Source organism: Hydrogenophilus thiooxidans (assembly GCF_019049855.1).
Taxonomy (GTDB): Bacteria; Pseudomonadota; Gammaproteobacteria; order Burkholderiales; family Rhodocyclaceae; genus Hydrogenophilus; species Hydrogenophilus thiooxidans.
The window spans coordinates 182,409-206,564 of sequence record NZ_JAHLSY010000001.1; the positions used below are offsets into that span (position 1 = coordinate 182,409).

The following is a 24,156-nucleotide window of genomic DNA, read 5'->3' on the forward strand; positions in this document are numbered from 1 at the left end:
ATTAGCAAATCTTGATGAAGATTATACCCCGACCGTTTTCGGCAACCGATACCAGATCGCGTAGAGCGCCGGCACGAAAAGGAGCGTGATCGCCGTTCCCACCACCACGCCGCCGATCAGCACGATCGCCAACGGCCCCCAGAAGGTATCGGTAGCAAGCGGCAGGAACGCCAAAGCGGCTGCCAACGCGGTGAGTACAACCGGCCGCGCCCGCCGCACCGCCGCTTCGATCACCGCCTCTCTGGGTGACCACCCTTGCTCTTGAAAGTCACGAACCTGCTGGGTCAGGATCAGCGTATTGCGCATCAGAATCCCGCCCAAACCGATGAGCCCCAAGAGCGCGACGAAGCCAAACGGTCGTTGCGTGAGCAAAAGCGCCACGGTGGCGCCGGTCAACCCCAACGGCGCGGTGGCCACGGTCATGAAAGTACCGGCGAATTCGCGCATCTGCAACATGATGAAAATGAGCGTCACCGCTACCATGATCGGTTGCAATTTCTGGATCGACGCATCGGCCTTACCAGAGGCCTCGACCGTTCCGCCAATCTCCAGATGGTACCCAGGCGGCAACGCCTCCCGAAGCGGTTCGAGCGCTTGCCAAAGCGCTTTGGTGACGTCCGGTGGTTGCGCCCCATGCACTTCCCCCTGAACGGTAATGTAGCGCTCACGGTTATACCGTTTGATCACCTGATCCTCGTAAGAAACGGCAATTTCCGCCACGGCTTGCAACGGAATCCGTGCCCCGGCAGTATTGCGCACTTCAACTGTGGCCAACGCAGCCGGATCGCGCAACCAGGCGTCTCCGCCTCGGGCAATCAGCGCCACAGTGCGGTCGCCGCGCCGCAATTCGGTCAGCGGAACGCCCGTGAGCGCAAAATGCAACTGCTGTTTGACCTCGAGCGGCGTCAACCCGTAACTTGCCAACCGCTCGGGCAGAAAAGTCAGCTGCAGCACAGGGGTTCGTTCGTCGTAATTGAGGTGGGGGTCGACCACGTTCGGGTGTTGCGCCACCACCGCGCGCACCTCGTGCGCGATCCGGCGCACTTCGTTGAGATCGGGCCCCATCACCCGAAACTCGAGCGGCCACGGCACGGGCGGCCCGTAGAGCAAACGATGCACCCGCACCCGCGCTTCGGCAAAATCGCCACGATCCACCGCCTGCTGCACCGCAGCGATCACCCGTTCCCGCGCCGCAACGTCGTGCGTCACCACCACGATTTTCGCAAACGCCGTATCGGGCGGCTCGGGACTTGCGGAAATGAAGAAGCGCGGGGCACCCCGCCCCACATGCGCCATCATCGACTTCACCTCGGGCATCGGCTCGAGCATTGCTTCGATACGCCGGGTGAGTGCGTCGGTTGTCACAATGCTCGTTCCTGCCGGCATCTGAATGTCGATCAGCACTTCGGGACGGTCGGAGCTCGGGAAAAACTGCTTCGGCACCGCTTTCGCCATGCCGACTCCTGCCGCGACCAGCAACGCCAGCGTCACCGCCACCACGCTCTTACGGTAGCGCACGCACGCGCTGATGAGCCATCGCAACCGCTGATAGGCGGGGGTGCCATAAATCGCATCGATACCCCCCTCGACCTTGTGGTAATGGGGCAGCAGCTTGAACCCCAAATAAGGCGTGAAAAGCACCGCGACGAACCACGAGGTCACCAACGCGTACGCCATCACCCAGAAGATGTTGCCTGCGTACTCCCCCACGCCCGATTTGGCAAAGCCGATCGGCAAAAAACCCGCCGCCGTCACCAACGTACCGAAGAGCATCGGCGCTGCGGTGGCGTGCCACGCGTGGGTTGCCGCGTGGGCCCGATCCCACCCCTCCTCAAGCTTGACCACCATCATCTCGATCACGATGATCGCATCATCCACCAACAGCCCCAACGCCAGGATCAACGCACCCAGCGAAACGCGGTCCAGACTGATCCCACGCGCGAGCATGATCAGGAAGACGATACCCAGTGTCAGCGGAATCGCGATCGCGGTCACCACCCCCGCGCGCCACCCCAGCGCCAACAGGGTCACGACCGTCACCACCGCCACAGCCATGAAAAACTTCACCTGGAAACGGTCGACCGCAGCCGAAATCGCCTCGGCCTGGTTGGTGAGCACCTCCAGATGCACCCCCGCAGGAAGCCGCTTTTGCGCATCGGCCAAGAACGCTTCGAGCCGCTTCCCCAACGCCAAGCCATTTTCGCCGCGCTGCATCACCACCCCGAGCAACAACGCATCGTCGCCCCGAGAGCGGACCAGATAGCTGGGTGGCTCCTCCTCCTGCAAATGGACGCGCGCAACCTCCCCGAGCGGCAGCACGCGCGAACCGATCCGCAACGGCAACGTTTCCAAACGATCGAGTTCCGCCAGATCCGCCGCAGGCAACCGCACGTAGAGCCGCGCCGCGTCGGTTTCGATGAACCCGGCAGGAGCCATCTCGTTGTAGGCCTCGATCGCCTGCATCACCTGCAACGGCGAAACGCCCAAGCGCTGCAACCGCGGCCAATCGAATTCCAGATAGACTGTCTGCGGTCGCTCCCCCAACAATTGCGCCTTATGTACCCCCGGCAACAGCTGCAACCGGTCACGAATCTCCTCGCCGATTGCCACCAACTCGCGGTGGGTCTTGGTAGGCCCCGTGAGCGCAAGGAGCGCAAAATAGACGTCGGAAAAGTCGTCGTTTACGATCGGCCCGATCGCTCCCGCGGGCATCGACCGCGCCTCGTCCCACATGCGCTTACGCACCTCGTAAAAGAGCTGCGGCAGTTCGCGTTCCGGCACGTAATCGTGGAACTCCACTTTGATATCGGTTCGCCCGGGACGAACCGTCGCATCCAGCCGGTAGAGGTTGGGCACCTCTTGCAAGCGCTTTTCCAACCGTTTCGTGATCTGCGCTTCAACCGCCTCGGCACTCGCCCCCGGCCACACCGCGGAAACCATCAAGACCCGTACCGTGAAAGCTGGGTCTTCGGCACGCCCCAATTGCAAAAACGCGAATATGCCCCCCGCCAGCGCCAAAATCAAGAAAAAAAGGGTCACGGCGCGTTCGCGCACCGCAAGTGACGACAGATTGGGAAAAGCCATCTAGCGCGCCTCCACCACGGTAAGCCCCGGTACCAGGCGGTGGGCCCCTCCGGCAACGATCCGCTGTCCTTCGTCGAGCGGGCCCGCCACCACCGCATCGTGCTGCCCGTAATAGACCACCGTCACCGGAACGGGCGTCACTTGCCCCCCCGGTGCCACGCGCCAGACCCGTGCGCCACTGCCCCGTTCATCGAGCGCCGCAGCCGGTACCTGCCACAGCCGTTGCGCGTCCGCTTGCGCAAACGGCAATGTTAGCCGCCAGACGGATCCCAGAACCAACGCGGTCTCTTTCAGGGGGAACGCTGTGAAGCGATAACGCGCCCGCACGGTCCGCGAAAGGGGATCGAGCGCCCCATCCTGCTCACGCCAAACCACGGCAAACCGCGCGCCGGAAGGCGATTCCGCCACCCCTTCCTTGGGGGCATCGTGTGCAAGCGATTCCGGCAGTGCTACCTCCAGTTCCCGCTCCGCCCCCAGCGCCATCTGCACCACCAGCTGCCCCGCGGCCACCACTTGTCCCGGTTCGGCCAACCACGACAACACCACCCCGTCTTGCGGCGCTTTGAGTTCGGCGTGGGCCACCAACAACTGGGCGCTGCGCACCTGTGCTTCGGCTGCCTGCACAGCTTCGAAAGCGGCCTGTTCACTTGCTTTGGCGCGATCCAACTGCTGCTCGCCCACGAACCCCTTCGCAAAAAGCGCGGCAACGCGCTTGCGCTCATTCTGCGCCAACCGCCACTGCGCTTTTGCCTGTTGCGCCTGTGCCTTCGCCGCGTCCAACGCCGCTTCGAGATCGCGCGTGTCGAGCCGCGCCAGCACCGCCCCTTTTGTGACCGAAGCCCCTGCTTCCACCGTGCGGGTAAGCAGTCGGCCACTAACCTGAAACGCCACACCCACCTCGTGCCGCGCGCGTACTGTTGCCGCAAACGTGCGCGCTGGCGCCGCAACCGCCCGCACCGTTGCGATGGGAAGCGCAAGCGGCTCCGTTTGCACACCCGTTTCAGCACCTTGAGCCGAGGCAACGCCCAAGATCAGCGCTACCCCCAGCACCCATCGGCGTCCTACCATCACCCATTTCGTGGTCATCGTCGTGCGCTCCAAAGAACCCGATCACTCTGCGCGGTGCAACAAACCGTCCCTGAGCAGCAACCGATAGTTGGCCCAGAAGATCTCCTCATCCAGCGCTTCGGAGGCTTCGGAACAGACCACCGCAAATGAAGAAAGCCACAACGAACGCTGCAAAAGCGGCGCCACGACCAACCGCGCCGTGGCTTTCGGCTGCAACGTCACCGGAAAATCGCCCCGCTTCTGACCGTCGATGATCACCCGTTCCACCAACGCCATCGCGGGATGAATCACCCGATCGTGGTAAACGGTGGCCATTTCCGGAAAATTGCTCGCTTCCGCCATCACCAGCTTGGCCAGCCCCCCCAGCGGCGTATGAAAAATGCGCTCACCCCACCGTTTGAGCAGCAACCACAAGCGATCAAATGGCGCCGCGTCACCGGGCACCCCTTCGGTGAGCCACCGTTCGTCTTCCCCTATGAGCGGCGCGATCACCTGTTCCACCACAGCCGTAAAAAGAGCCAATTTGTCGGCGTAGTAAAGATAGATCGTTCCCTTCACTACCCCGGCGCGGGCAGCGACATCTTCTAAGCGCGTTGCCGCATACCCTCGCTCGATGAAAAGCGCCATCGCCGCTTCCAACAACTCCTGCGGCCGCGCCGCTTTCCGCCGCCGGCGCCGCTTAGGTGGCGTCGCCTCGAGTTCGTTCTTTACCGCTTCCATGCTTGCAATCTGCTAATGACCAATAAGTCATAATTTCACCACAAAGCCGGTGAAATAACAAGACAACGCAAAGGCCATTCGTTCGAGCCCTGCTAGGTTTGCGTATAATTGCAGTGCTCGATGCCGGGGTGGTGAAATCGGTAAACACAGCGGACTTAAAATCCGCCGGCGATCAAAAGCCTTGGGGGTTCGAGTCCCCTCCCCGGCACCATGCGCCCCACTAACTCTCCACAAGCTTGTGGTAATCTCCCTGTCGTGATCCGCCAACGAAAATAACTACGGTCCATCAAACAGGGGGGTCCCTGGTGCCTAGCGAAGCACCCCACGCCCATTCGCGACGCATCTTGCTGGCAGTAAGCGGCCTCACGCCGCAGATCGTCACCGAAACCCTTTACGCGCTGATCCATCAGCCGCAGCCCTTCGTACCTACCGAAATCCACCTCATCACCACCCTCGAGGGGGCCAAACGGGCTAAATTCGCACTCTTTTCCCAAGACCCCGGTTGGTTCCGGCGCTTCTGCCAAGACCATGCGCTCCCCCCCATCGATTTCGACGAACGCAGTCTTCACGTGCTCACCCACCCATCCGGACAACCCCTGGAAGATATCCGAACGCCGGAAGAGAACCAGCTAGCGGCAGACCAGATCCTTGCTTGGGTCCGTCTCCTCACTGCCGACCCAGATAGCGCCCTTCACGTCTCGATTGCCGGCGGCCGCAAAACCATGGGCTACTACCTAGGGTATGCCCTTTCGCTCTACGGCCGACCGCAAGACCGCCTTTCGCACGTCCTGGTCTCAGAACCCTTCGAGTCAACTTGGGACTTCTTCTATCCCACCCCCTACGAACGGATCATCCAGACGCGGGACGGCAAACTGGTGGACTGCCGAGATGCTGCCGTCACCCTTGCCGAAATTCCCTTTGTCCGGCTGCGTGACGGCCTACCGCCCCGCCTGCTCACCGGTGAAGCGACGATGAGCGAAGTGGTTGCAGCGGCAGAGCGGGCGCAGCAACCGCCTCGACTGGTCTTGGATCCTGAAAAACGGACCGCGTGGGCGGACGATCTCGCGCTCGATTTGACACCTACCGAATTTGCCGTTCTCTATTGGCTTGCAAAGCGCGCCCGCAATGGCGATCCGCCAATCGAGTGGAAGACGACGGAGGCGCGCGACGAATACCTAAATATCGCCAAAGCACTCTTTCACCCGCTGAGCACCGAATATCAACGAATCGAAGAGGCGTTCCGCTACCGCAACGACGGAAAACTCATCGCGGAATATTTTCAACCGCACAAATCGCGTATCAACACCGCCATTGCACAAGCGCTTGGCCCGCACGCGGCAAAGCGCTATCAGATCCCACCCGGCAGCATGAATGGGCTACCCCTTGACCCCCAACAAATCGAAATAGCGAAGCAGAACCACCACCAACCACAAGCTTGTGAACACCCGATCACTCCGAACCATTGCGCTACTCTTGCACCATCGAGCGAGGAATAGAAGATGATGCACACCGCTACCTACACCCTTACTTTCACCACCCCGGCCTTCCTGGGCGACGCCAACCAGAACGCCCGCTGGCGTACCCCACCCATCAAGCACGAACTGCGCCACTGGTGGCGGGTGGCGTATGCCGCCGACAATGGCTTTCGCGTCAATGTGACCGAGATGCGGCGCGAGGAGGGGTTGTTGTTTGGCAACGCGTGGCTATCTCACAAAGACAAAAGTAGTAACCACGAGGTATCCACTTTTAGCAAGAGTCTGGTCCGGATCCGCTTGGATCAGTGGAACGAAGGAAAATTGAACGCAAACGAGTGGCAAAAGGAGTGGGGTAAAGACAAACCTGAGACAGCCCAAGGCTGGAAAATCTTTCATCCCAATGTTGACAAGTTTATTGGACCCGCTTTGTATTTGGGCTATGGCCCTCTGGAAGTGGAAAAAGTCACGTTGCAAGCCGGCAAAACAGATTATGCAACGACTCTCAAGAAAAACGCGGCTATCCAGGCAGGTGATGCGGCGATCCTTTCCATGGCTTGGCCAGAGGCCTTTCCCGACGACTTGCAGAATCTTCTTAGGGCTCAAAAAGCACCGAACATCTACCCGGAGAAAATCACTCAGAGGCTCATCTACGCCCTTTGGCTCATGGACCGCTTCGGCACCCTGGGCGGCCGCGCCCGCAACGGGTGGGGGTCGTACCACCTGCTTCCCTCTCCCCCGGGGAGAGGGGAAGGGGGTGAGGCCCTGCCGGTTCGCCCTTGGCGCGATTGCCTGAATCTGGATTGGCCCCACGCGATCGGCAAAGACGAAAAAGGCCCCCTCATCTGGCAGACCGAAACCCATGCAGACTGGAAGTCGCTCATGCGCACACTGGCAATCGTCAAGGTCGGCCTGCGAACGCAGTTTAGGTTGTTTCTGGACCAGAATGCGGGCGACAGGCAGGTCTACAACAAGAGAGGGCAGCCTACAGGAATCGATCATGGCAAGCCCCAAGATCGCCACTGGCTCGCCTACCCCGTGACTCATCATTCAGTTGCACCATGGGATAAAGAAAAAATCAACAACAAAACAGTCCAACTGAATCTACGCCTTCCCAACCAGCTCCGCTTCAAGGTGCGCCAAACGGCAAGCGGCAAGCTTGTGGGCGTGATCTTCCACATGCCGCACCTGCCGCCGCCTGCATTCAACCCCGACCGCGCGGCGATCGAAAGGGTCTGGCGCTGCGTGCATCAGTTCCTCGACACGCTGACCGGAGAACCCCACAAGCGCCAGTTCTGCAAAGACGCGGACCGCGCTGCCCTGGAAAAGCAAAAACAGCAACTTGCTTCCGTCCGTTTGCAACGAATCCCGGAGTGAACTATGAACAAAGACCGCATCTGGCAAGCCAAACTCGCCGCGCGCCTCCATGATCCCCCTGAGAAGGCGCTCGTGCTGCTGCGCACCCGCGAGGGCCATGAGGGCGGCACGGTGGCCGCGCTGCTTGGCGAAGTTTTTCCGCAAGGCGTGCCGGAGGAAATCAAACGCCTTGCCGAACAGGCCGACCACTGGGCCTCGGCCGCTGACCGCGCCGCCTTCCCGAAGCATGAAGGCGACGGGCGCCACCCGGCCTGGCAGCAGGTGGTGTTCGTGGATGACCCGGTGCTGATCCATCCCCTCACCGGCCAGGCGCACCGGCTGCAACCGTTTGCCGACGACGTGAGCGCCGCCGCGGCCCAGGCCCTGGGCACGGACCATCAGCGCGAACTCCTGCAACGCGATGCACAAGGCGGGCTAGATTACCGCCGCAGCGCGCTGGCCCTATGGCGCTTCACCCCAGAACTTGCAGGCGATCTCGCCGAAGTCTGGAAGCTGCTTCCTGCCGACAGCCGGGTGCCGGACCACACCATCCACGACCACCTGGACCTCGCTTCGGCCTTTGCCGGCGCGCTCGCCGCCGACCCCAGGGAAGAGCCGGCGCTGCTTGCCGTTTCCATCGGCCCGGTGCAGGACTTCATCGCTGCGGCGCGCTCTACCTCCGACCTCTGGGCCGGGTCCCATCTGCTGGCGCGGCTTTCCTGGGAGGCGATGCGCGTGATCTGCGAGGCGCTGGGCCCCGAGGCCATCCTCTTTCCGCGCCTGCGCGGCGTGCCGCAGGTGGACGTGTGGCTCGTGCGTGACTGCGGCCTGCCGGCTGAGCGCTTTGACGCCTGTGAATGGCGCACGCGCGGCAGCGACGCCAACCCACTCTTTGCTGCGGCGCTTCCCAACCGCTTCACCGCGTTGGTGCCCGCATCCCGCGCGGCCGAAATCGCAGCAAGCATCGAGAAGGCCGTGCGCGCCTATGCGCTGGAGAAGGCCAAAGCCGCTTTTCAGCGCCTGCTCGACGTTGCAGGGATCCCGGATCAGCCGGACCTCTACGGCTACAGGCAGATCGAGCGGCAGCTCAGCGGATTCCCCGAGGTGCACTGGGCGGCCGTCCCCTGGTCGCTCGCTTGCGGCAAAAAAGATGAAAAAGGCCGCGTGCTCGCCTCCGACGAAAAACTCGCCGAAGCGATGCAGCCGTTCTTCACAGGCGACGACAAACCGGGCTGGCTCGCTAGCCGCGCCTGGCAGCTCCTCTCCCATGGCTTGCAACTCGAACAGGGCTGGTTCTACCGCCCCAACCCCGGCGCGCTCTATCCCGCGCTGCACGAACTTTTGGAGCGGGCGCTCGCAGCGGTCAAAGCCACCCGCCGCTTCGTCCAGACCGAGGAAAAAGGCTGGCGCTGTGCGCTCACCGGCGAAGGCGAGTGGATCACCACCGACGCCAACCAGCTTCAAACCTCCTACCGTCAGCAGACCGACACCCTCTGGGCTAAGGTGAGCAACAGGCGGCCCGGTTGGGTCAAGGCGGGCGAGCATCTCTCGGCGCTGCCGATGCTCAAGCGCTTGTGGCCCACGCTCTACATCGAGGAGGTGCGCGAGCTGATCAAGCCCGACGGCATCGACCGCTTCGTCGTCTCCACCCACACCCTGGCGCTCGCCTCTGCGATCGAGCGCGCCATCGACGAAACCCGCAAAGCAAAAACCATCAAAGCGCCGGACCCCGACATGACCGAGGGCGAGCGCGTCGCGCTGCCGCGGCGTCTGGCCATCAAGCTGCGTGAAAAGGAGGGGGCGCAGGCCTGGCGCGGCGTGCCCGGCTGGCTCGAACAGCAGATGCAAAGCGACAAGAAGGGTGCGGGCGAAGCGGCGCGCGAGCGCCTCGCCCGCATTCTGGGCGCAAAGCCCGACACCTACTACGGGCTGCTGCTCATGGACGGCGACGAGATGGGCGCGTGGCTTTCCGCCGGTGCCGGCAAGACCCTCCCGATCAAGACCAGCTTTCATCCCACCCTGCGAGAGCGGCTCGCCACTCGATTCGGGGGCGACCCGAAGTTCGCGGAATACGCTAACGAACCCCGCGCCCCCAACCCCGCCTGGCACATGGCGATTTCTGAAGCGCTCAACCAGTTCGCGCTGCACCTCGTGCCGGAGATCGTCGAGCGCGCCTACCTCGGCCGCGTGATCTACGCCGGCGGCGACGACGTGCTGGCCATGCTCGCCAGCGCCGACCTTCTGCCTGCGGCAGCGGCCCTGCGCGCGGCCTATTCCGGCCAGGATCTGACCGTCATGGGCGGCACGGAGGCCGACACGTTCAGATTGCAGCGCCTCGGCAACGGGTGGGCGCAGTTTGGCGGCAGGGTGCTGCGGCTGATGGGGAAACGGGCGACGGCCTCCGCCGGGCTCGTCATCGCCCATCACCAGGCGCCGCTTGGCGCCGTGCTGCGCGAACTCCGGGACGCGGAGAAGCGGGCCAAGAAACTGCCCGGCAAGGATGCCTGGAGCCTTACCATCCTCAAACGCGGCGGCGGCGCGCTCTACGTTACCGCCCGCTGGGGCGAGCCGCTGCGCCTTTTCAACGCGCTGCGCGGGCTGCTCGCGCGCAAGGACGTCTCCCGCCGCGCCGCCTATCACCTGGTGGACTGGCTCGACGATGTGCCGCCGGACCAGCCCGACATGGTCAAGGCCCTGCTTGCCTACCAGATGCAGCGGCAGTGCGATTCGGCCGGAGCCAAGGAGCAGGTCGCGGAGCTGGTGCCGCGGTTGGTGGACCTGGCTTTCGACACCACCCGGCACCTCGGCAAAGTCACACCGCTTGCCTGGCTCGCCAATTTCATGCTCGCTGCCGAATTCCTGGCACGGGAGGCGCGGCATGATCGCAACAGGGAGGAAACATGACGCCGACTGACGCCTTCATCGAAGCGCTCGATGTGCTGAGCCTGCGCGGCAACAAGCTCTTTGGCGATCCTGGCAGTTGGGGCGAAGCGTCGATGCCGCCCCCGCCGTCGGTCGCCGCCGGCGCCCTGCGCTCACACCTGCTTGTCCACCGCGGCGTTGATCTCGCTGCCTTTGCCAAAGGAGCAGTGCGTGACCCGCAGGTCGGTTCCCCAGACCAGCCGGGCGCCTTCACCCTAGCCGCCTTCCAGCTCGCGCGCCGCAAGTCCGACGGACGCATCGAACCGCTCTACCCGTTGCCTGCCGATCTCGTCGTGCAGGACAGGAAAGGCGAGCGGACGGTTGCCCACCTGCGGCCCATCCGGGTCAACGCGGCGCTCAGGGGCAGCGCGGCGCTCCCGCTCTGGCCCGTGCTGGCCGAGGGGCCGGAGCGCAGCAAGCCGGTGGGCGGAGTGTGGCTTACCGCCGACGGCCTGCGCGCCTGGATGGCGGGCCGCGCCATCGAACCCGGTGAGCACCTCGTCGAAAGCGGCGCCCTGTGGAAACTGGAAGCCCGCGTCGGCGTGGGGCTCGATGCACACAAGCGGCGCGCCGAAGACCACAAGCTCTTTTCCCTGCAAGCCATCCACCTCGAGCCTGGCGTGGGGTTCGCCGTGCGTGTGCTCGGCGCGGACGTGCCGGAAGGGATCCTGCGCTTTGGTGGCGACGGCCGTGGGGCGCGCCTTGCGCCCGAGCCCGAACGCGTGGACTGGCCCGAACCCGATTACGAGGCGATTGCCCAAGCGGGCCGCGCGCGGCTTCTGCTCACCAGCCCCGGTATCTTCGCGCGCGGCTGGTTGCCCACCGGGGCCGGGGAGCCGGATCCCATCCAGAGCGCTCCTTTCGAGCTCGATGGCGTGCGCGGGCGCATCGTTTGCGCGGCGGTGCCGCGCACACAGGTGGTGTCCGGCTTCGATCTCGCGCGCTGGCAGCCCAAGACCGCGCAGCGCGCCGCGCCGGCCGGCAGCGTCTACTGGATCGAGGATCTGGAAGCCACGCCCGAAGCGCTGCGCAAGCTTGCAGCGCGCGGGTTGTGGACGGACGAGGCGTATGATCGCGATCCGCGACGTTCGGAAGGATTCAACCGATTCGTTTGGGCCCTTTACTGATCCGGGGGAGAAATCGCATGTTCCAAAAACACGCTGCCCTTTTTCTTTACGCCGTCAGCCCCGTGCACATGGGCGCGGGCCAAGCCATCGGCGTCATCGACAACCCCATCCAGCGCGAGCGCCACACCAACCATCCCTGTTTTGCCGGTTCCGGTATCAAAGGGGCGCTGCGGCACGCCTGGGAATCGCTCTGCAAAGCTGTCCCAGACGGTGAAAAAAGCAAACTCCAAGCGCACTTGGACGCCATTTTTGGGCCAGAATCGAACAAGGATCTGCACGCCGGTGCGGTAAGCGTGGGTGACGCACAGCTCGTGCTCTTCCCGATCCGTTCGCTCAAAGGCGGTTTCGTCTATGCCACCTGCCCAACTGCAATCGAACGGGCGCGCAGGCTGCTCAGTTTGATTGGCGTAACCCCCTCTTGGCCAGCGCTACCTGCTATTGCCGAAGGGCAGTGTTTAATCGCCAACACCGAACTGCTCTCGGACAAAAAACTGCACCTGGAAGCATTCGAATACACCGCAACCGATGGCAATGACGAAACAGTGAAAACGATCGCGACGTGGCTCGCGGAAAACGCCTTGCTCGCAGGCAACGGATACGATCACTTCCGCAACAAGCTCAAAAGCGACCTGGTGGTACTCTCCGACACCGATTTTGCCTATTTCTGCGAACACGCAACGCTCGTGGAACCCCATGTCCGCATCAACGACGCTACCGGAACGGCTGACGACGGCGGACTGTTCTTTACCGAAAACCTGCCGCCAGAAAGTCTCATGATCGCACCCCTGCTCGCCAGTCAGACCCGGACAGGGAAGGGGAACGAGCTCGAGGCCGAAGCCGTGATGACACAAGTGTGCACCGTCCTTAACCACACCAAGTATTTGCAGATTGGGGGCGACGCCACCACCGGGCGTGGACTGGTCGTGGCCAGAGTCATGGAGGGCTGAAGGAATGGCTACACTCGAACAACAGCGCGCGCAGGATGCCTGGAACAAATCCGCACGCTATACCGACAAACACCGCAATTTCGCCAAAAGCATGCCGGCACTCATCATGAACTCGGGCCTGATGCAGGTACTCGCCTTTTGCCACGAAAAAGGGGGCGAACACGAAGAGATCGCCCGGGATTTACGCCACTGGCTCAACCGTCGGTTCAATGGCGTGGATAAAGATCCGGGCTTCGAGGTTTTCATGGAAATGCTGCTACTGGCCGGACCACGCCAGTACCAGATGGTCACCACCGAAGCGTTCGCCTGGCTCAAGTGGCTGCGGCAGATGGCCAGCGCCCGCAACACAAGGGAATGAAGCACGCGATGGGACCGATTTCACCCCAACCCCCGCAGACGCAAGTAGGCGGCGCGGGGCTCAAGGATGGGCATACCCTCGACTGCACCGAGCGCAAGCAGCGCCTTGTCGCCGGTGATGAACAAGTCCGCCTGTGCGGCGAGAGCGGCGGCAATGATCGCCACATCGTCCGCATCGGGGAAGTTCTCTGGTGGCTGCCAGATCGCTCCATCCTGAGCCTGCTCACACAACGCCAGCACCTGCAACGCCGCATCGACGGACTCACCGTGCAAGTTGAATTTATCGCCCAGAATGCGCGCGGTTTCTGCCGCAACACAGCCGCTGGTTACGAGTGTCACCCGTGTTCCACCATGCAACGCCAGCGCCAGCCGCACCAGGTCCCGACACAAGCCCTTGGCGGCAAAGGCACTGATCCAGACGTTGGTATCGAAAAACAGCCTCACGAAACCTCGCGGAAGATGTCTTCATCGGTGAGGAATCCGGCCTGTTCGGCGGCGGGTTCGATCAGCGTGCGTGCGCGCTCAAATTGGGCCAGCGCCAGCTGCCGCCGGATGAACTCACGCGCCAGATCGCTCTTCGGTCGGTGTAGCGTCTGGGCAAGACGCGTCAGCTCACGATCGAGCGTTTCGTCGAGACGGATGGTCAGCGTCGTGGACATGGTTCATCACCTCAGGGACAACTGTAAGACATCTTAACACAGGAGCTCTCTCATGCCGATCGCCGCGGTACCCGCCTATATGGGACAGGAGTTCAAGAACACCTCACCGGGCATGCGTTTTGGCATGTACCTTGCAATTTGGACGGATCGATCAGACCAGGAAGCACAAGTCAAAAAGCGCGCTGAGGCCCAAAGTAGAGAAGGCCAGGAATTGAGAGAACTGCTACGCAGGCAAGGCATGGACGCAACCATTGCCGACCTGTGCGGACAAAAGCGGCTTCCCGGCCTCTGGGAAAAAAACGATCATGCCGCTCGAAAAGCGTGGGATGCCATCAAAAAACTCTCACAAGCGGATAAAGCACTCATGCAGGCTCTCGCCCAGCGTCAGGAGACCTTGGGTGGAAAGGCGCGCGGATTCTCTCTGGAAGCAAAAGCCACCGCCCCCTTCGTCACGGGCTTGGGCAACGAACACCCGCTGGAAAATGGTTTTTCTTTTCTCTGGCCGTATGGCCTTCCCTACTTGCCGGGTAGTGGCGTCAAAGGGGTGGTGCGCCGAGCAGCGCAAGAGCTCGCCGAGGGGCTATGGGGTGATACCCGCGGCTGGAGCCTGGAACCAGGTTATGAAATCGAAGTGAAAAGCGGCAAAGAAAGGACGCGCATCCAACTTTCCGTGCTCGACGTGCTCTTTGGCCGCGAACCGCCTTCGGGTGACTCCAACGCCGTGCGCGGGGCGCTCTCGTTCTGGGACGTAATCCCGCTCATTGCTGGCGACAGCCTCATGGTCGAGGTCATGACGCCGCACCAGTCGCATTACTATCAGCAGAAAAAAGAGCGCAAAAGCGGCGACAGCGCCGAACCCCACGACAGTGGCCAGCCCAACCCCATTTTCTTTCTCACCGTACCGCCCGGCTCGCAATTCACCTTCCACGTGGCTTGCGACACGGCGCACCTCGCGCGCCTGACGGCACACAAACTCGACGGCGCACCGGATCTGCTTGCCACAAGCGATGGCCGCCCCCTTTGGCAGCAACTGCTGCAGACCGCCTTCGAGCACGCCTACGAATGGCTCGGCTTTGGTGCCAAGACCGCTCTTGGCTATGGTGCGATGACCAAAAAACCAGACGAAGAAGCAACGAACAATACGCAGCAATCAGAGCTCCGTAACGTGGCCCCTAAAACAATCGAAATTTGGGAACAGGCCACACTCGAGTACAAACCCAACACCCAAGAGGTAACGGCAACCTTCCAAAACCAGAAAACCGCTCCTCTGCGACAAAAAGCGGCACAAGAATTCCTGGAACAGCTTGGTGAAGAACGGCGCAACCGGCTCAAGAAAAAACAAAAGCTTGCCAACGTATCGGTCACTGTGCGTAAACAAGGAAACTTTTTCGAATTAAAAGGTATCGCCGAATGAAGCTCATCAGTTTCCTCGGTACTGGCAAATACGAAAGCGTTTGCTACCATTGGGAAGGCAAGCGCTACGAATCACGTTTCGTTGCTGAAGCGCTGGCACGTCTGAGCAATGTCACTTCCGCCGTCATTCTGGCCACAGAGGGAGCGGAACAAACCCATGGTCAAGCGTTGGCAGACGCTTTTGCCAACGCAGCCATTGACTGTCAATTCAAGCGCATCCGGAATGGCCAATCCCCAGATGAGCTGTGGGACAACTTTTCCATCCTGACCGACCTGCTCGACACTGAAGAGCCCGCACTCCTCGATATCACCCACGGATTTCGTTCTCAGCCGTTTTTCGCTGGGGCGGTGGTCGCGTTCTTGCGCACCATCCGCAACAAAACGTCATCTGTGCGCGTCGTCTACGGTGCCTTCGAAGCTCGTGACGCAAACAACCAAACACCTGTTTGGGATTTGACCCCATTCGTCGAACTGTTGGACATCACCCAAAACATCCACATCTTCCTGCAATCTGGTCAGGCAGAGAATTTGGCTGCCCACATCGAAGAACTCGGGCGTAAGCTGGCCCGCGAATGGGCGCGCACCAAACAAGGGCCACGCCCCCAGCTCGACAATTTCGCCAAGGCACTTCGTGAATTCAGTGAATCGCTCACCACGGTCCGAGTCGGACAGATACTCCTGTCAAATGGTCGAAAACCGTCCAAAGCGGCGCAACTCCTTCAAGCCATCGACGAAGCCAAGGCCGACCTCACCCAGCATCTACCCCCGGTTGCACGGGTGCTCGATGCAATGCGCGCCATGGTAAAGCCGCTCACCCCGGATCGGGCGGACCTTACTGGGAACGAAGGAAAAGCGCTCATGGCCAGCCTTGCCCGTCTGTATCTCTCCCTTGGCCGCTATGCCGAAACCGGCATCGTACTGCGTGAAGGGTGGGTGAATGTCTATGCCACATCGCAAGCCACTTGCCCTGGCCAATCGTTCGACAAGCAAGAACGTGAGAAAGCCGAAAAACGCATGAGTTTGGCGGGCAATACCGAACGGGAACTTGCTGGCCTACGCAACGATATCGAACACGCAGGGTTTCGTCAGCAACCCTTGCCGCCGCAAACGATCAGGGAAAAACTGCAACGTTTTCTCGACACCTTCGAACAGGCCCAACTAGCAACCAAACCGGAAACTTCAGAAGGCACGATCTGGTTCGTTTCCCGTCACCCCGGTGCGGTAGCATGGGCTGCGCGACAAGGGTTGAAGGTAGATCGGCAAGTGGCGCATCTCGATCCGGATGAGGTCCAGGCAGGCGACACCGTGATCGGCACCCTGCCCGTACATTTGGCCGCACAGGTCTGTGCACGTAAAGCGCGCTATCTCCACTTATCACTCGATTTACCACCTGAGGCACGCGGCCTGGAACTTTCCGCCGACGACCTCGAACGCTACGGTGCCCGCTTAGAGGCCTATCACATCGCGCAGGAGTGACCGCAATCATGACCACCCTGATCTCCTTTCTCGGCAAAAGCCAACTCGACAGCAAAACCGGATACCGCACTGCCCGCTACCGCATGCCGGACGGCACCATTCACGAAACCGCATACTTAGGCCTGGCACTGGCCGCGCATCTTGCAGCCGAGCGCGTCATCCTGCTGGGCACCGAATCGAGCATGTGGGACCTGCTGGTGGAAAACGTCGCAGGTGACCACGCCGCGGATGAACTCCGTCTGGAACTGTTCGATGCCGTGAAGGAAAGTCGCGTCACCCAGTCCCTACTCGATGACGTTGCGCCTTCGATGGCGGCACAGCTCGGACGACCCGTTGCCAGTCTGCTCATTCCGTCCTGTGCCACTTTCACCGAACAGCAGGAAGTCCTCACCCGGCTGGCCGATCATCTCCATCAAAGTGAGTGCGTCGTGCTGGACCTTACCCACGGTTTTCGCCACTTGGCGATGTTGGGCTTTGCCGCAGCCCGCTATCTTGTCCACGCGCGCGGCGTTACCGTACAAGGACTCTACTACGGCGCCTTCGACATGACGCACAATGGCGTCACACCCGTGGTCACGCTCGACGGGCTGGCACACCTACAAGAATGGGCCGAGGCATTCGAAGCCTATGAAGCCAGCGGCGACTTCTCCCGCTTTGCGCCGCTGCTGGTTCAAGATGGCTTTCCCCGTGCAGCAGCGGATGCGCTCGTACGTGCCTGGCGCTTGCTCATGGTCAGTAACGTACATGATGCGGCCAAAAGCCTGCAACCTGTCCTGCAGGCGCTTGGTACGCCACTTTCGGGTGCATCAGAACTCTTCCGGGTGCGCCTACAAAAGGCGTTGCGCTGGAGTCTCGAAAGTGCTTTGTCAGAAAAATTCCGTCTGCTTGCCCTGCAAAGCCTAAAACGCGGCGACGCTCTAAGAGCCAGCATCTTTGGGCTGGAAGCGTTTCTTGCCCGTGAAGTAGAAGCCGCTGCCGGCAACCCCCTTGACTACGCGCAGCGAAAAGCTGCTGACGAACATTTTCAGGCACAAGTACGGGACGGTTCAGTTCCGGACTGGAAACGGGAAGCTTTTTGGCTGCTCAAAAATGTGCGCAATTCCTGTGCCCATGGCACACCGCCAAGCCACGCCCGCCACGCCCAGCTTTTGCGCAACCCGCAGCAACTTGCGCGTGAGCTTGAAGCAACCTTGAATCGACTGACCAACACCCCATGAACGCTCCAGACATCGCCCTTCCCGTGGCGCGCTACCGCCTCGAGTTCGAAGTCACGAAGGACTTGCACCTGCCAGCCTACGCCGGCTCCACGCTTCGCGGCGCATGGGGGAGCGCGCTGCGCGCAATCTGCTGCATGACGCGCTTACCTGTATGTGACAACTGCCCGCTGCTCGATACCTGCCCTTATGCAGCAATCTTCGAGACGCGCCCGCATCAGCGCCGCGCATCCTTTTTGCAGAATTTCACACACGTGCCACGCCCCTACGTGATCGAGCCTCCGCAAATGGGCAAACGCAGTTATATACCGGGCGAACGCTTCTCCTTTCATATCGTACTCGTTGGTCGCGCACTGGAACATCTCTCTCTCATCCTGTGGGCCTATGTCAAAGCGTTCCGGCGCGGCGTTGGCAGCGGTGACGGTACGGCGGAACTTTTGCGAGCCATCCATATGGGCGAAACCGAAACCATCGTGCTCGAAGCACCGGGCAAGGCACTCAAACCGCATGATCCCGCCATTCCGAAAACACCCGATCTGCGCGGGACGGTCACGTTGCAGTTTCACACACCGCTGCGATTGCAGACCAACGGTCGACGAGCTACTCGGGAAGAGCACACCGCACGCAAACTCCTTACCGCTTTAATTCGTCGCATTGCTCTGCTCAACGCCTACCACGGAAACGAACCATTCGTGCTCGACCTCAAAGCACTAGCAAACCAAGCGCACCTCATCACCAGCGAAACCCAATTACGCTGGCACGATTGGACGCGCTACTCCACCCGACAGAAAAAACACATGGCGCTAGGCGGCGTAGTGGGCACCTGGAAACTCATGGGCGACCTCACCCCTTTTGCTCCTTTCCTTCATTTGGGGCAGTGGGTTCATGTGGGTAAAGAAGCCACCTTTGGTCTAGGAAAATACCACCTGACGCTTGCGCATTCGTAATTCCCTAACAAGCCACATTCCCAATAAAGGCACAACTCCATTCTTCCTCCTCGTTCAAAAGAAAAGCAAAAAGAAAGCATCAACCCTCTTCATGCCTGTTCACAGCCCGCTAGCACAAGCTTGTGGTATCAACAAGGGCTATCACGTATGGGCAAAATAACAGATGCAGTCGGCATTAAATTTAGGAAGAAACGGAGGAAATATGAAAAAAACTGCAACGCTCATTACCGCTGCCATCTTTACTACAAGCTAAATAACTGGATGCGCTACTGCATCCAAGGACATTGCAGCTCAATCGGTTTCACCGCTACAATATCAACAATTCGACTGTGAACAGATCACGGCAGAAATGCAGCGCGTACATAACCGAGCTTTACAGCTAGCGGGGCGTTTGGACGAAGCAGCGCAAAACGACAAAATTCTCACAGGCGTGGGACTGATTCTTTTTTGGCCAGCATTGTTTGCTCTGGGTGGAACCAAAGAACAAGAAACTGAATATGCTAGACTCAGAGGTGAGTACGAAGCGCTTCAACAGGTAGCAATACAGAAGAAATGCCCTGGCGCAATTTCGAATGAAACATAACAAAAAAACAGCCAAACAAAAAAACACCTGTTCAAACAGGTGTTTTTTTGTTTTATGCCCTCAATTTATTTTTGATCAAGCAAAAAAATCAGAATTCACTTTTCGTCAACCAAAACAAATAAGCATTTTCTTTGTTTTTATCAAAAAATAAAAAAGTTAGTTAATCGCTCCTCTTTCAGAGCATAATTCCATCCGACCCGACGTACGCAGAGGTGATTGCGCTTGCCACTGTCTTAGTCCCTTCTCAATCAGGGCATGATTCCAACGAATTACCAAAAAGAAATGTATTGCTGCTCGAAGAGTCTTAATCCCTTCTCAATCAGGGCATGATTCCAACATGGTGGCATCGAAGGTTTTTCTTCCGGAGGCAGTCTTAATCCCTTCTCAATCAGGGCATGATTCCAACGCAGAAATGCGTGAAGATACGTACGAAGGACAACGTCTTAATCCCTTCTAAATCAGGGCATGATTCCAACCCAGACTTTTTAATCGACTTCAGCATATCGTTTCCGTCTTAATCCCTTCTCAATCAGGGCATGATTCCAACCGATCGATGCTTTTGTCTTCGTGCTGCATCTCGAGTCTTAATCCCTTCTCAATCAGGGCATGATTCCAACAGCCATGATCTACCAAGTCAGAGTGACAAAGGACGGTCTTAATCCCTTCTCAATCAGGGCATGATTCCAACAAGTGCCTTACCCAAGAGCTCGACGCGAGCTCGTTGTCTTAATCCCTTCTCAATCAGGGCATGATTCCAACCCAAGAACTTGGGGCGGTTCAGTGACTTGCCGTGTCTTAATCCCTTCTCAATCAGGGCATGATTCCAACAGTGTCTCACCCAAGAGCTCGACGCGAGCTCGTGTCTTAATCCCTTCTCAATCAGGGCATGATTCCAACAAACTGTTCGAACGGTACCGTGCGCCGCAAGACGAAGTCTTAATCCCTTCTCAATCAGGGCATGATTCCAACGTTTGATTGAGTGAAAGGATTGAAATGAAAGAAAGGTCTTAATCCCTTCTCAATCAGGGCATGATTCCAACAATCCTCAATCGTTACGTTTGAGACGAACTGGTGCGTCTTAATCCCTTCTCAATCAGGGCATGATTCCAACGACGGATGGCTGAAGATAATCAACAGCCATCCTCAGTCTTAATCCCTTCTCAATCAGGGCATGATTCCAACACTAGGTGCTATATACCTAAACGCTTTTGTCAATGGTCTTAATCCCTTCTCAATCAGGGCATGATTCCAACCCAATCCCGTCGTGGCTTTTGACTGGGGACAAGAATGTCTTAATCCCTTCTCAATCAGGGCATGATTCCAACCGCGTCCAGGCGCTTTTTTATGTCTGTCGACCGCGGTCTTAATCCCTTCTCAATCAGGGCATGATTCCAACCATAGCGCCCGCGCAGCAAGAAGCGGCCAAGAAACCGTCTTAATCCCTTCTCAATCAGGGCATGATTCCAACGAAGAGGAGGTATCATGCTTACTTCCGCTGATTGTCTTAATCCCTTCTCAATCAGGGCATGATTCCAACACACGTGAGAGGAGAAAGGCATGAAGTTCTTGCTTGAGTCTTAATCCCTTCTCAATCAGGGCATGATTCCAACCTTTTTGGGTAAGCAAAATTGAACGCATCTTACGGTCTTAATCCCTTCTCAATCAGGGCATGATTCCAACAAAAAGTCGCAGCCGAAAAGGCTACCGAACTTGCGTCTTAATCCCTTCTCAATCAGGGCATGATTCCAACAAAGCGAATCGATCAGCTCTTTGACAATTTGTCAAGTCTTAATCCCTTCTCAATCAGGGCATGATTCCAACATTTAGGAGGATATCATGCTTACTGAAAAAGTATTGTCTTAATCCCTTCTCAATCAGGGCATGATTCCAACCTAAAATCAGTTGTTAGCATGGCTAATGACGAATGTCTTAATCCCTTCTCAATCAGGGCATGATTCCAACGGCTGGGTGGAACGATTGTTGCTTCTCTCGTCGGCGTCTTAATCCCTTCTCAATCAGGGCATGATTCCAACCTCGGTTTCACCAGGGAAACCGACGATGAAATCGGAGTCTTAATCCCTTCTCAATCAGGGCATGATTCCAACTTCGTCACGAAGAGCGCAAACACGCCGCCTACTGGGCGTCTTAATCCCTTCTCAATCAGGGCATGATTCCAACCCGGAATTGACCGGCAAGTCATCGCGCAAAAGCTCGTCTTAATCCCTTCTCAATCAGGGCATGATTCCAACAAGAAAACGGTGGGGGATTCCATGTAACCTGGTGGTCTTAATCCCTTCTCAATCAGGGCATGATTCCAACTCGTGGTGTTCGTTGAGAACGCCCACATATTACCGTCTTAATCCCTTCTCAATCAGGGCATGATTCCAACTTTGCTAGTTGTTACTGGTAGTGAAAGCATGGCGCGTGTCTTAATCCCTTCTCAATCAGGGCATGATTCCAACGCGCCGTCGTCGTTTTGGGTTGACCGCTATGGTGAGTCTTAATCCCTTCTCAATCAGGGCATGATTCCAACTAGAAAAGCCGAAAACCTTATTGACGATTTCGTTGGTCTTAATCCCTTCTCAATCAGGGCATGATTCCAACTTCGGGTTGAACCCGGTAAACCGTATGCGCCCGGTATGTCTTAATCCCTTCTCAATCAGGGCATGATTCCAACGCCGACATATGTTAAACTTGAAGATAAGTGAAAGGTCTTAATCCCTTCTCAATCAGGGCATGATTCCAACAGTTTCTTGGGCTATACAACCCCAAGTACGACAACTTGTCTTAATCCCTTCTCAATCAGGGCATGATTCCAACTTTGGGATGACATTCGCGCAGGAATGCAAGGATGCGGTCTTAATCCCTTCTCAATCAGGGCATGATTCCAACCCAACTCGCTACCCTCATTCCCACCTTCCACAACTCCGTCTTAATCCCTTCTCAATCAGGGCATGATTCCAACCCGTTCGACTTGATCGGGTGCGAGGAAGAGGTTGTCGTCTTAATCCCTTCTCAATCAGGGCATGATTCCAACGGCGTGAGGAGAACAACCACAAAAGGAGAAAGCAGGTCTTAATCCCTTCTCAATCAGGGCATGATTCCAACGCTAGACGAACTCAACACCCCCCGCCTCGACTGGTCTTAATCCCTTCTCAATCAGGGCATGATTCCAACCGGCAGCACCTCGCAAACTCGCGCGTATGTTGTACGTCTTAATCCCTTCTCAATCAGGGCATGATTCCAACTCGCCATTCTTCTGGCTTTTCGATCATCTCGCACTGTCTTAATCCCTTCTCAATCAGGGCATGATTCCAACAACCCGCGCCAGTCTTGGGTTTCCGAGGGCGAGGCAGGGTCTTAATCCCTTCTCAATCAGGGCATGATTCCAACTGGAGGAACTCAATGAGCCCAGACTCGACTGGCGTCTTAATCCCTTCTCAATCAGGGCATGATTCCAACTAGCTGGCATTTCCTCTCATCTCTGCTCAACAACCTCCCGTCTTAATCCCTTCTCAATCAGGGCATGATTCCAACCAAGTGATGATGTACTTTTTTCGCTCATATTTTTGTCTTAATCCCTTCTCAATCAGGGCATGATTCCAACCGATATGATGATAGCAATCAGAAAAGGTGTGTCGGGTCTTAATCCCTTCTCAATCAGGGCATGATTCCAACGGATGAATCAGCGGCATCCCCCGTCGCAGAGTACGCGGTCTTAATCCCTTCTCAATCAGGGCATGATTCCAACCGTATATCTAGGTGGCAGTTGGCTACTGATGAATGGTGTCTTAATCCCTTCTCAATCAGGGCATGATTCCAACGACAATGACATTTCTGATGTCATTGTTGCATTAATGGTCTTAATCCCTTCTCAATCAGGGCATGATTCCAACCCTTGCTCCCCATGGGTTATTACTCGTGGTGGGTTGTCTTAATCCCTTCTCAATCAGGGCATGATTCCAACGACTGATGGTTACAGGTATGTATTTCATCGGAACGGTCTTAATCCCTTCTCAATCAGGGCATGATTCCAACTGAGCTCAGCTATTTTCCCGAATGGTTGCGCGAAGTCTTAATCCCTTCTCAATCAGGGCATGATTCCAACGGGTCAGTATGTAAAGCTCGAAGACTAAGTGAAGGTCTTAATCCCTTCTCAATCAGGGCATGATTCCAACGACAATCGCAATGTGAATTATATCTGAATAAGGTGAGTCTTAATCCCTTCTCAATCAGGGCATGATTCCAACAGGCGTGGAACGACTACATTAACGGTGAGCTCAGGTCTTAATCCCTTCTCAATCAGGGCATGATTCCAACTGGTCATCTTCGGTCACGAATGCACAATGAACTCGGTCTTAATCCCTTCTCAATCAGGGCATGATTCCAACCGCTACCGAACACGCAATTACACGCCTACTCAAGCTGTCTTAATCCCTTCTCAATCAGGGCATGATTCCAACGCAAAGGAGCAACCATGAAAAGCACGAAAATTACAGTCTTAATCCCTTCTCAATCAGGGCATGATTCCAACACACAATTGCACACCTACTTAAACTCGCCGATTGGGTCTTAATCCCTTCTCAATCAGGGCATGATTCCAACGAAACTTTCCGAAGTGAAACAAGCACCTATCCCAACGTCTTAATCCCTTCTCAATCAGGGCATGATTCCAACTCATTCACACCTGGTACCTGCCGCACGCAAGACCGGTCTTAATCCCTTCTCAATCAGGGCATGATTCCAACCGTGCGCCTTAGTCAATTTGATCCCGTTGATCTCAGTCTTAATCCCTTCTCAATCAGGGCATG

General features: G+C 58.0%; 15 protein-coding genes, 1 tRNA gene and 1 CRISPR repeat array. Of the genes, 11 read left to right on the top strand and 5 right to left on the bottom strand.

The window, feature by feature from the left end:
- Positions 1 to 21: 21 nt before the first annotated feature.
- The 3 genes from KUL93_RS00885 to KUL93_RS00895 are packed head-to-tail and all read right to left on the bottom strand — an operon-like array spanning position 22 to position 4,872.
- A complete protein-coding gene (locus KUL93_RS00885; protein WP_217125242.1) occupies positions 22 to 3,084 on the bottom strand; it encodes an efflux RND transporter permease subunit in 3,063 nt (1,020 codons plus the stop codon).
- Positions 3,085 to 4,170 (bottom strand): efflux RND transporter periplasmic adaptor subunit, encoded by a 1,086-nt coding sequence (locus KUL93_RS00890; protein WP_217125243.1) that lies wholly within the window; start codon positions 4,168 to 4,170, stop codon positions 3,085 to 3,087. It abuts the gene before it with no gap.
- 24 nt (positions 4,171 to 4,194) lie between these two features.
- Positions 4,195 to 4,872 (bottom strand): TetR/AcrR family transcriptional regulator, encoded by a 678-nt coding sequence (locus KUL93_RS00895; RefSeq protein WP_217125244.1) that lies wholly within the window; start codon positions 4,870 to 4,872, stop codon positions 4,195 to 4,197.
- Positions 4,873 to 4,994: 122 nt separating this feature from the next.
- Here KUL93_RS00895 and KUL93_RS00900 point away from each other — a divergent pair.
- From KUL93_RS00900 to KUL93_RS00930, 7 genes are all read left to right on the top strand, one after another.
- Positions 4,995 to 5,083, top strand: a tRNA-Leu gene (locus KUL93_RS00900).
- Between the two features lie 94 nt (positions 5,084 to 5,177).
- On the top strand, positions 5,178 to 6,368 hold the full coding sequence (gene csm6 / locus KUL93_RS00905) for a CRISPR-associated ring nuclease Csm6 (protein ID WP_217125245.1): 1,191 nt from the start codon (positions 5,178 to 5,180) through the stop codon (positions 6,366 to 6,368).
- A 3-nt stretch (positions 6,369 to 6,371) separates the two neighbouring features.
- The gene (locus KUL93_RS00910; protein ID WP_217125246.1) at positions 6,372 to 7,721 is read left to right on the top strand and encodes a hypothetical protein; all 1,350 of its coding nucleotides are present in this window, start codon (positions 6,372 to 6,374) and stop codon (positions 7,719 to 7,721) included.
- Positions 7,722 to 7,724: 3 nt separating this feature from the next.
- Entirely contained in the window at positions 7,725 to 10,604 is a 2,880-nt protein-coding gene (gene cas10 / locus KUL93_RS00915) for a type III-B CRISPR-associated protein Cas10/Cmr2 (protein WP_217125247.1), read from the top strand.
- Positions 10,601 to 11,749 carry a type III-B CRISPR module-associated Cmr3 family protein gene (locus tag KUL93_RS00920; RefSeq protein WP_217125248.1) on the top strand — a complete coding sequence of 383 codons (1,149 nt, stop codon included), beginning with the start codon at positions 10,601 to 10,603 and terminating at the stop codon, positions 11,747 to 11,749. Before cas10 ends, KUL93_RS00920 begins: the two co-directional genes overlap by 4 nt.
- Before the next feature lie 17 nt (positions 11,750 to 11,766).
- Positions 11,767 to 12,696, top strand: coding sequence for a type III-B CRISPR module RAMP protein Cmr4 (cmr4, locus tag KUL93_RS00925; protein ID WP_217125249.1), 930 nt, complete (start codon positions 11,767 to 11,769; stop codon positions 12,694 to 12,696).
- 4 nt (positions 12,697 to 12,700) lie between these two features.
- Entirely contained in the window at positions 12,701 to 13,054 is a 354-nt protein-coding gene (locus KUL93_RS00930) for a type III-B CRISPR module-associated protein Cmr5 (RefSeq protein ID WP_217125250.1), read from the top strand.
- A 20-nt stretch (positions 13,055 to 13,074) separates the two neighbouring features.
- On the opposite strand, the gene KUL93_RS00935 is transcribed toward KUL93_RS00930, so the two are convergent.
- Positions 13,075 to 13,497: a putative toxin-antitoxin system toxin component, PIN family gene (locus tag KUL93_RS00935; protein ID WP_170141258.1), complete on the bottom strand. Its 423-nt coding sequence runs from the start codon at positions 13,495 to 13,497 to the stop codon at positions 13,075 to 13,077.
- Positions 13,494 to 13,712 carry a CopG family ribbon-helix-helix protein gene (locus KUL93_RS00940; RefSeq protein ID WP_217125251.1) on the bottom strand — a complete coding sequence of 73 codons (219 nt, stop codon included), beginning with the start codon at positions 13,710 to 13,712 and terminating at the stop codon, positions 13,494 to 13,496. Before KUL93_RS00940 ends, KUL93_RS00935 begins: the two co-directional genes overlap by 4 nt.
- 52 nt (positions 13,713 to 13,764) lie before the next feature.
- On the opposite strand from KUL93_RS00940, the gene cmr6 reads away from it, so the two are divergent.
- From cmr6 to cas6, 4 genes are read left to right on the top strand one after another with little or no spacing between them, the layout of a single operon-like run.
- Positions 13,765 to 15,126, top strand: coding sequence for a type III-B CRISPR module RAMP protein Cmr6 (gene cmr6, locus KUL93_RS00945; protein WP_217125252.1), 1,362 nt, complete (start codon positions 13,765 to 13,767; stop codon positions 15,124 to 15,126).
- Positions 15,123 to 16,601, top strand: coding sequence for a CRISPR-associated protein Csx16 (gene csx16, locus KUL93_RS00950; protein ID WP_217125253.1), 1,479 nt, complete (start codon positions 15,123 to 15,125; stop codon positions 16,599 to 16,601). The genes cmr6 and csx16 overlap by 4 nt, the downstream gene beginning before the upstream one ends.
- An 8-nt stretch (positions 16,602 to 16,609) precedes the next feature.
- On the top strand, positions 16,610 to 17,818 hold the full coding sequence (gene csx2, locus KUL93_RS00955) for a TIGR02221 family CRISPR-associated protein (RefSeq protein WP_217125254.1): 1,209 nt from the start codon (positions 16,610 to 16,612) through the stop codon (positions 17,816 to 17,818).
- Positions 17,815 to 18,762, top strand: a complete 948-nt coding sequence (cas6, locus tag KUL93_RS00960; RefSeq protein ID WP_217125255.1) for a CRISPR system precrRNA processing endoribonuclease RAMP protein Cas6 — start codon at positions 17,815 to 17,817, stop codon at positions 18,760 to 18,762. The genes csx2 and cas6 overlap by 4 nt, the downstream gene beginning before the upstream one ends.
- Before the next feature lie 813 nt (positions 18,763 to 19,575).
- Positions 19,576 to 24,093: direct repeats of the CRISPR family, unit length 36 nt; unit sequence GTCTTAATCCCTTCTCAATCAGGGCATGATTCCAAC.
- The last annotated feature ends 63 nt before the right edge of the window (positions 24,094 to 24,156 follow it).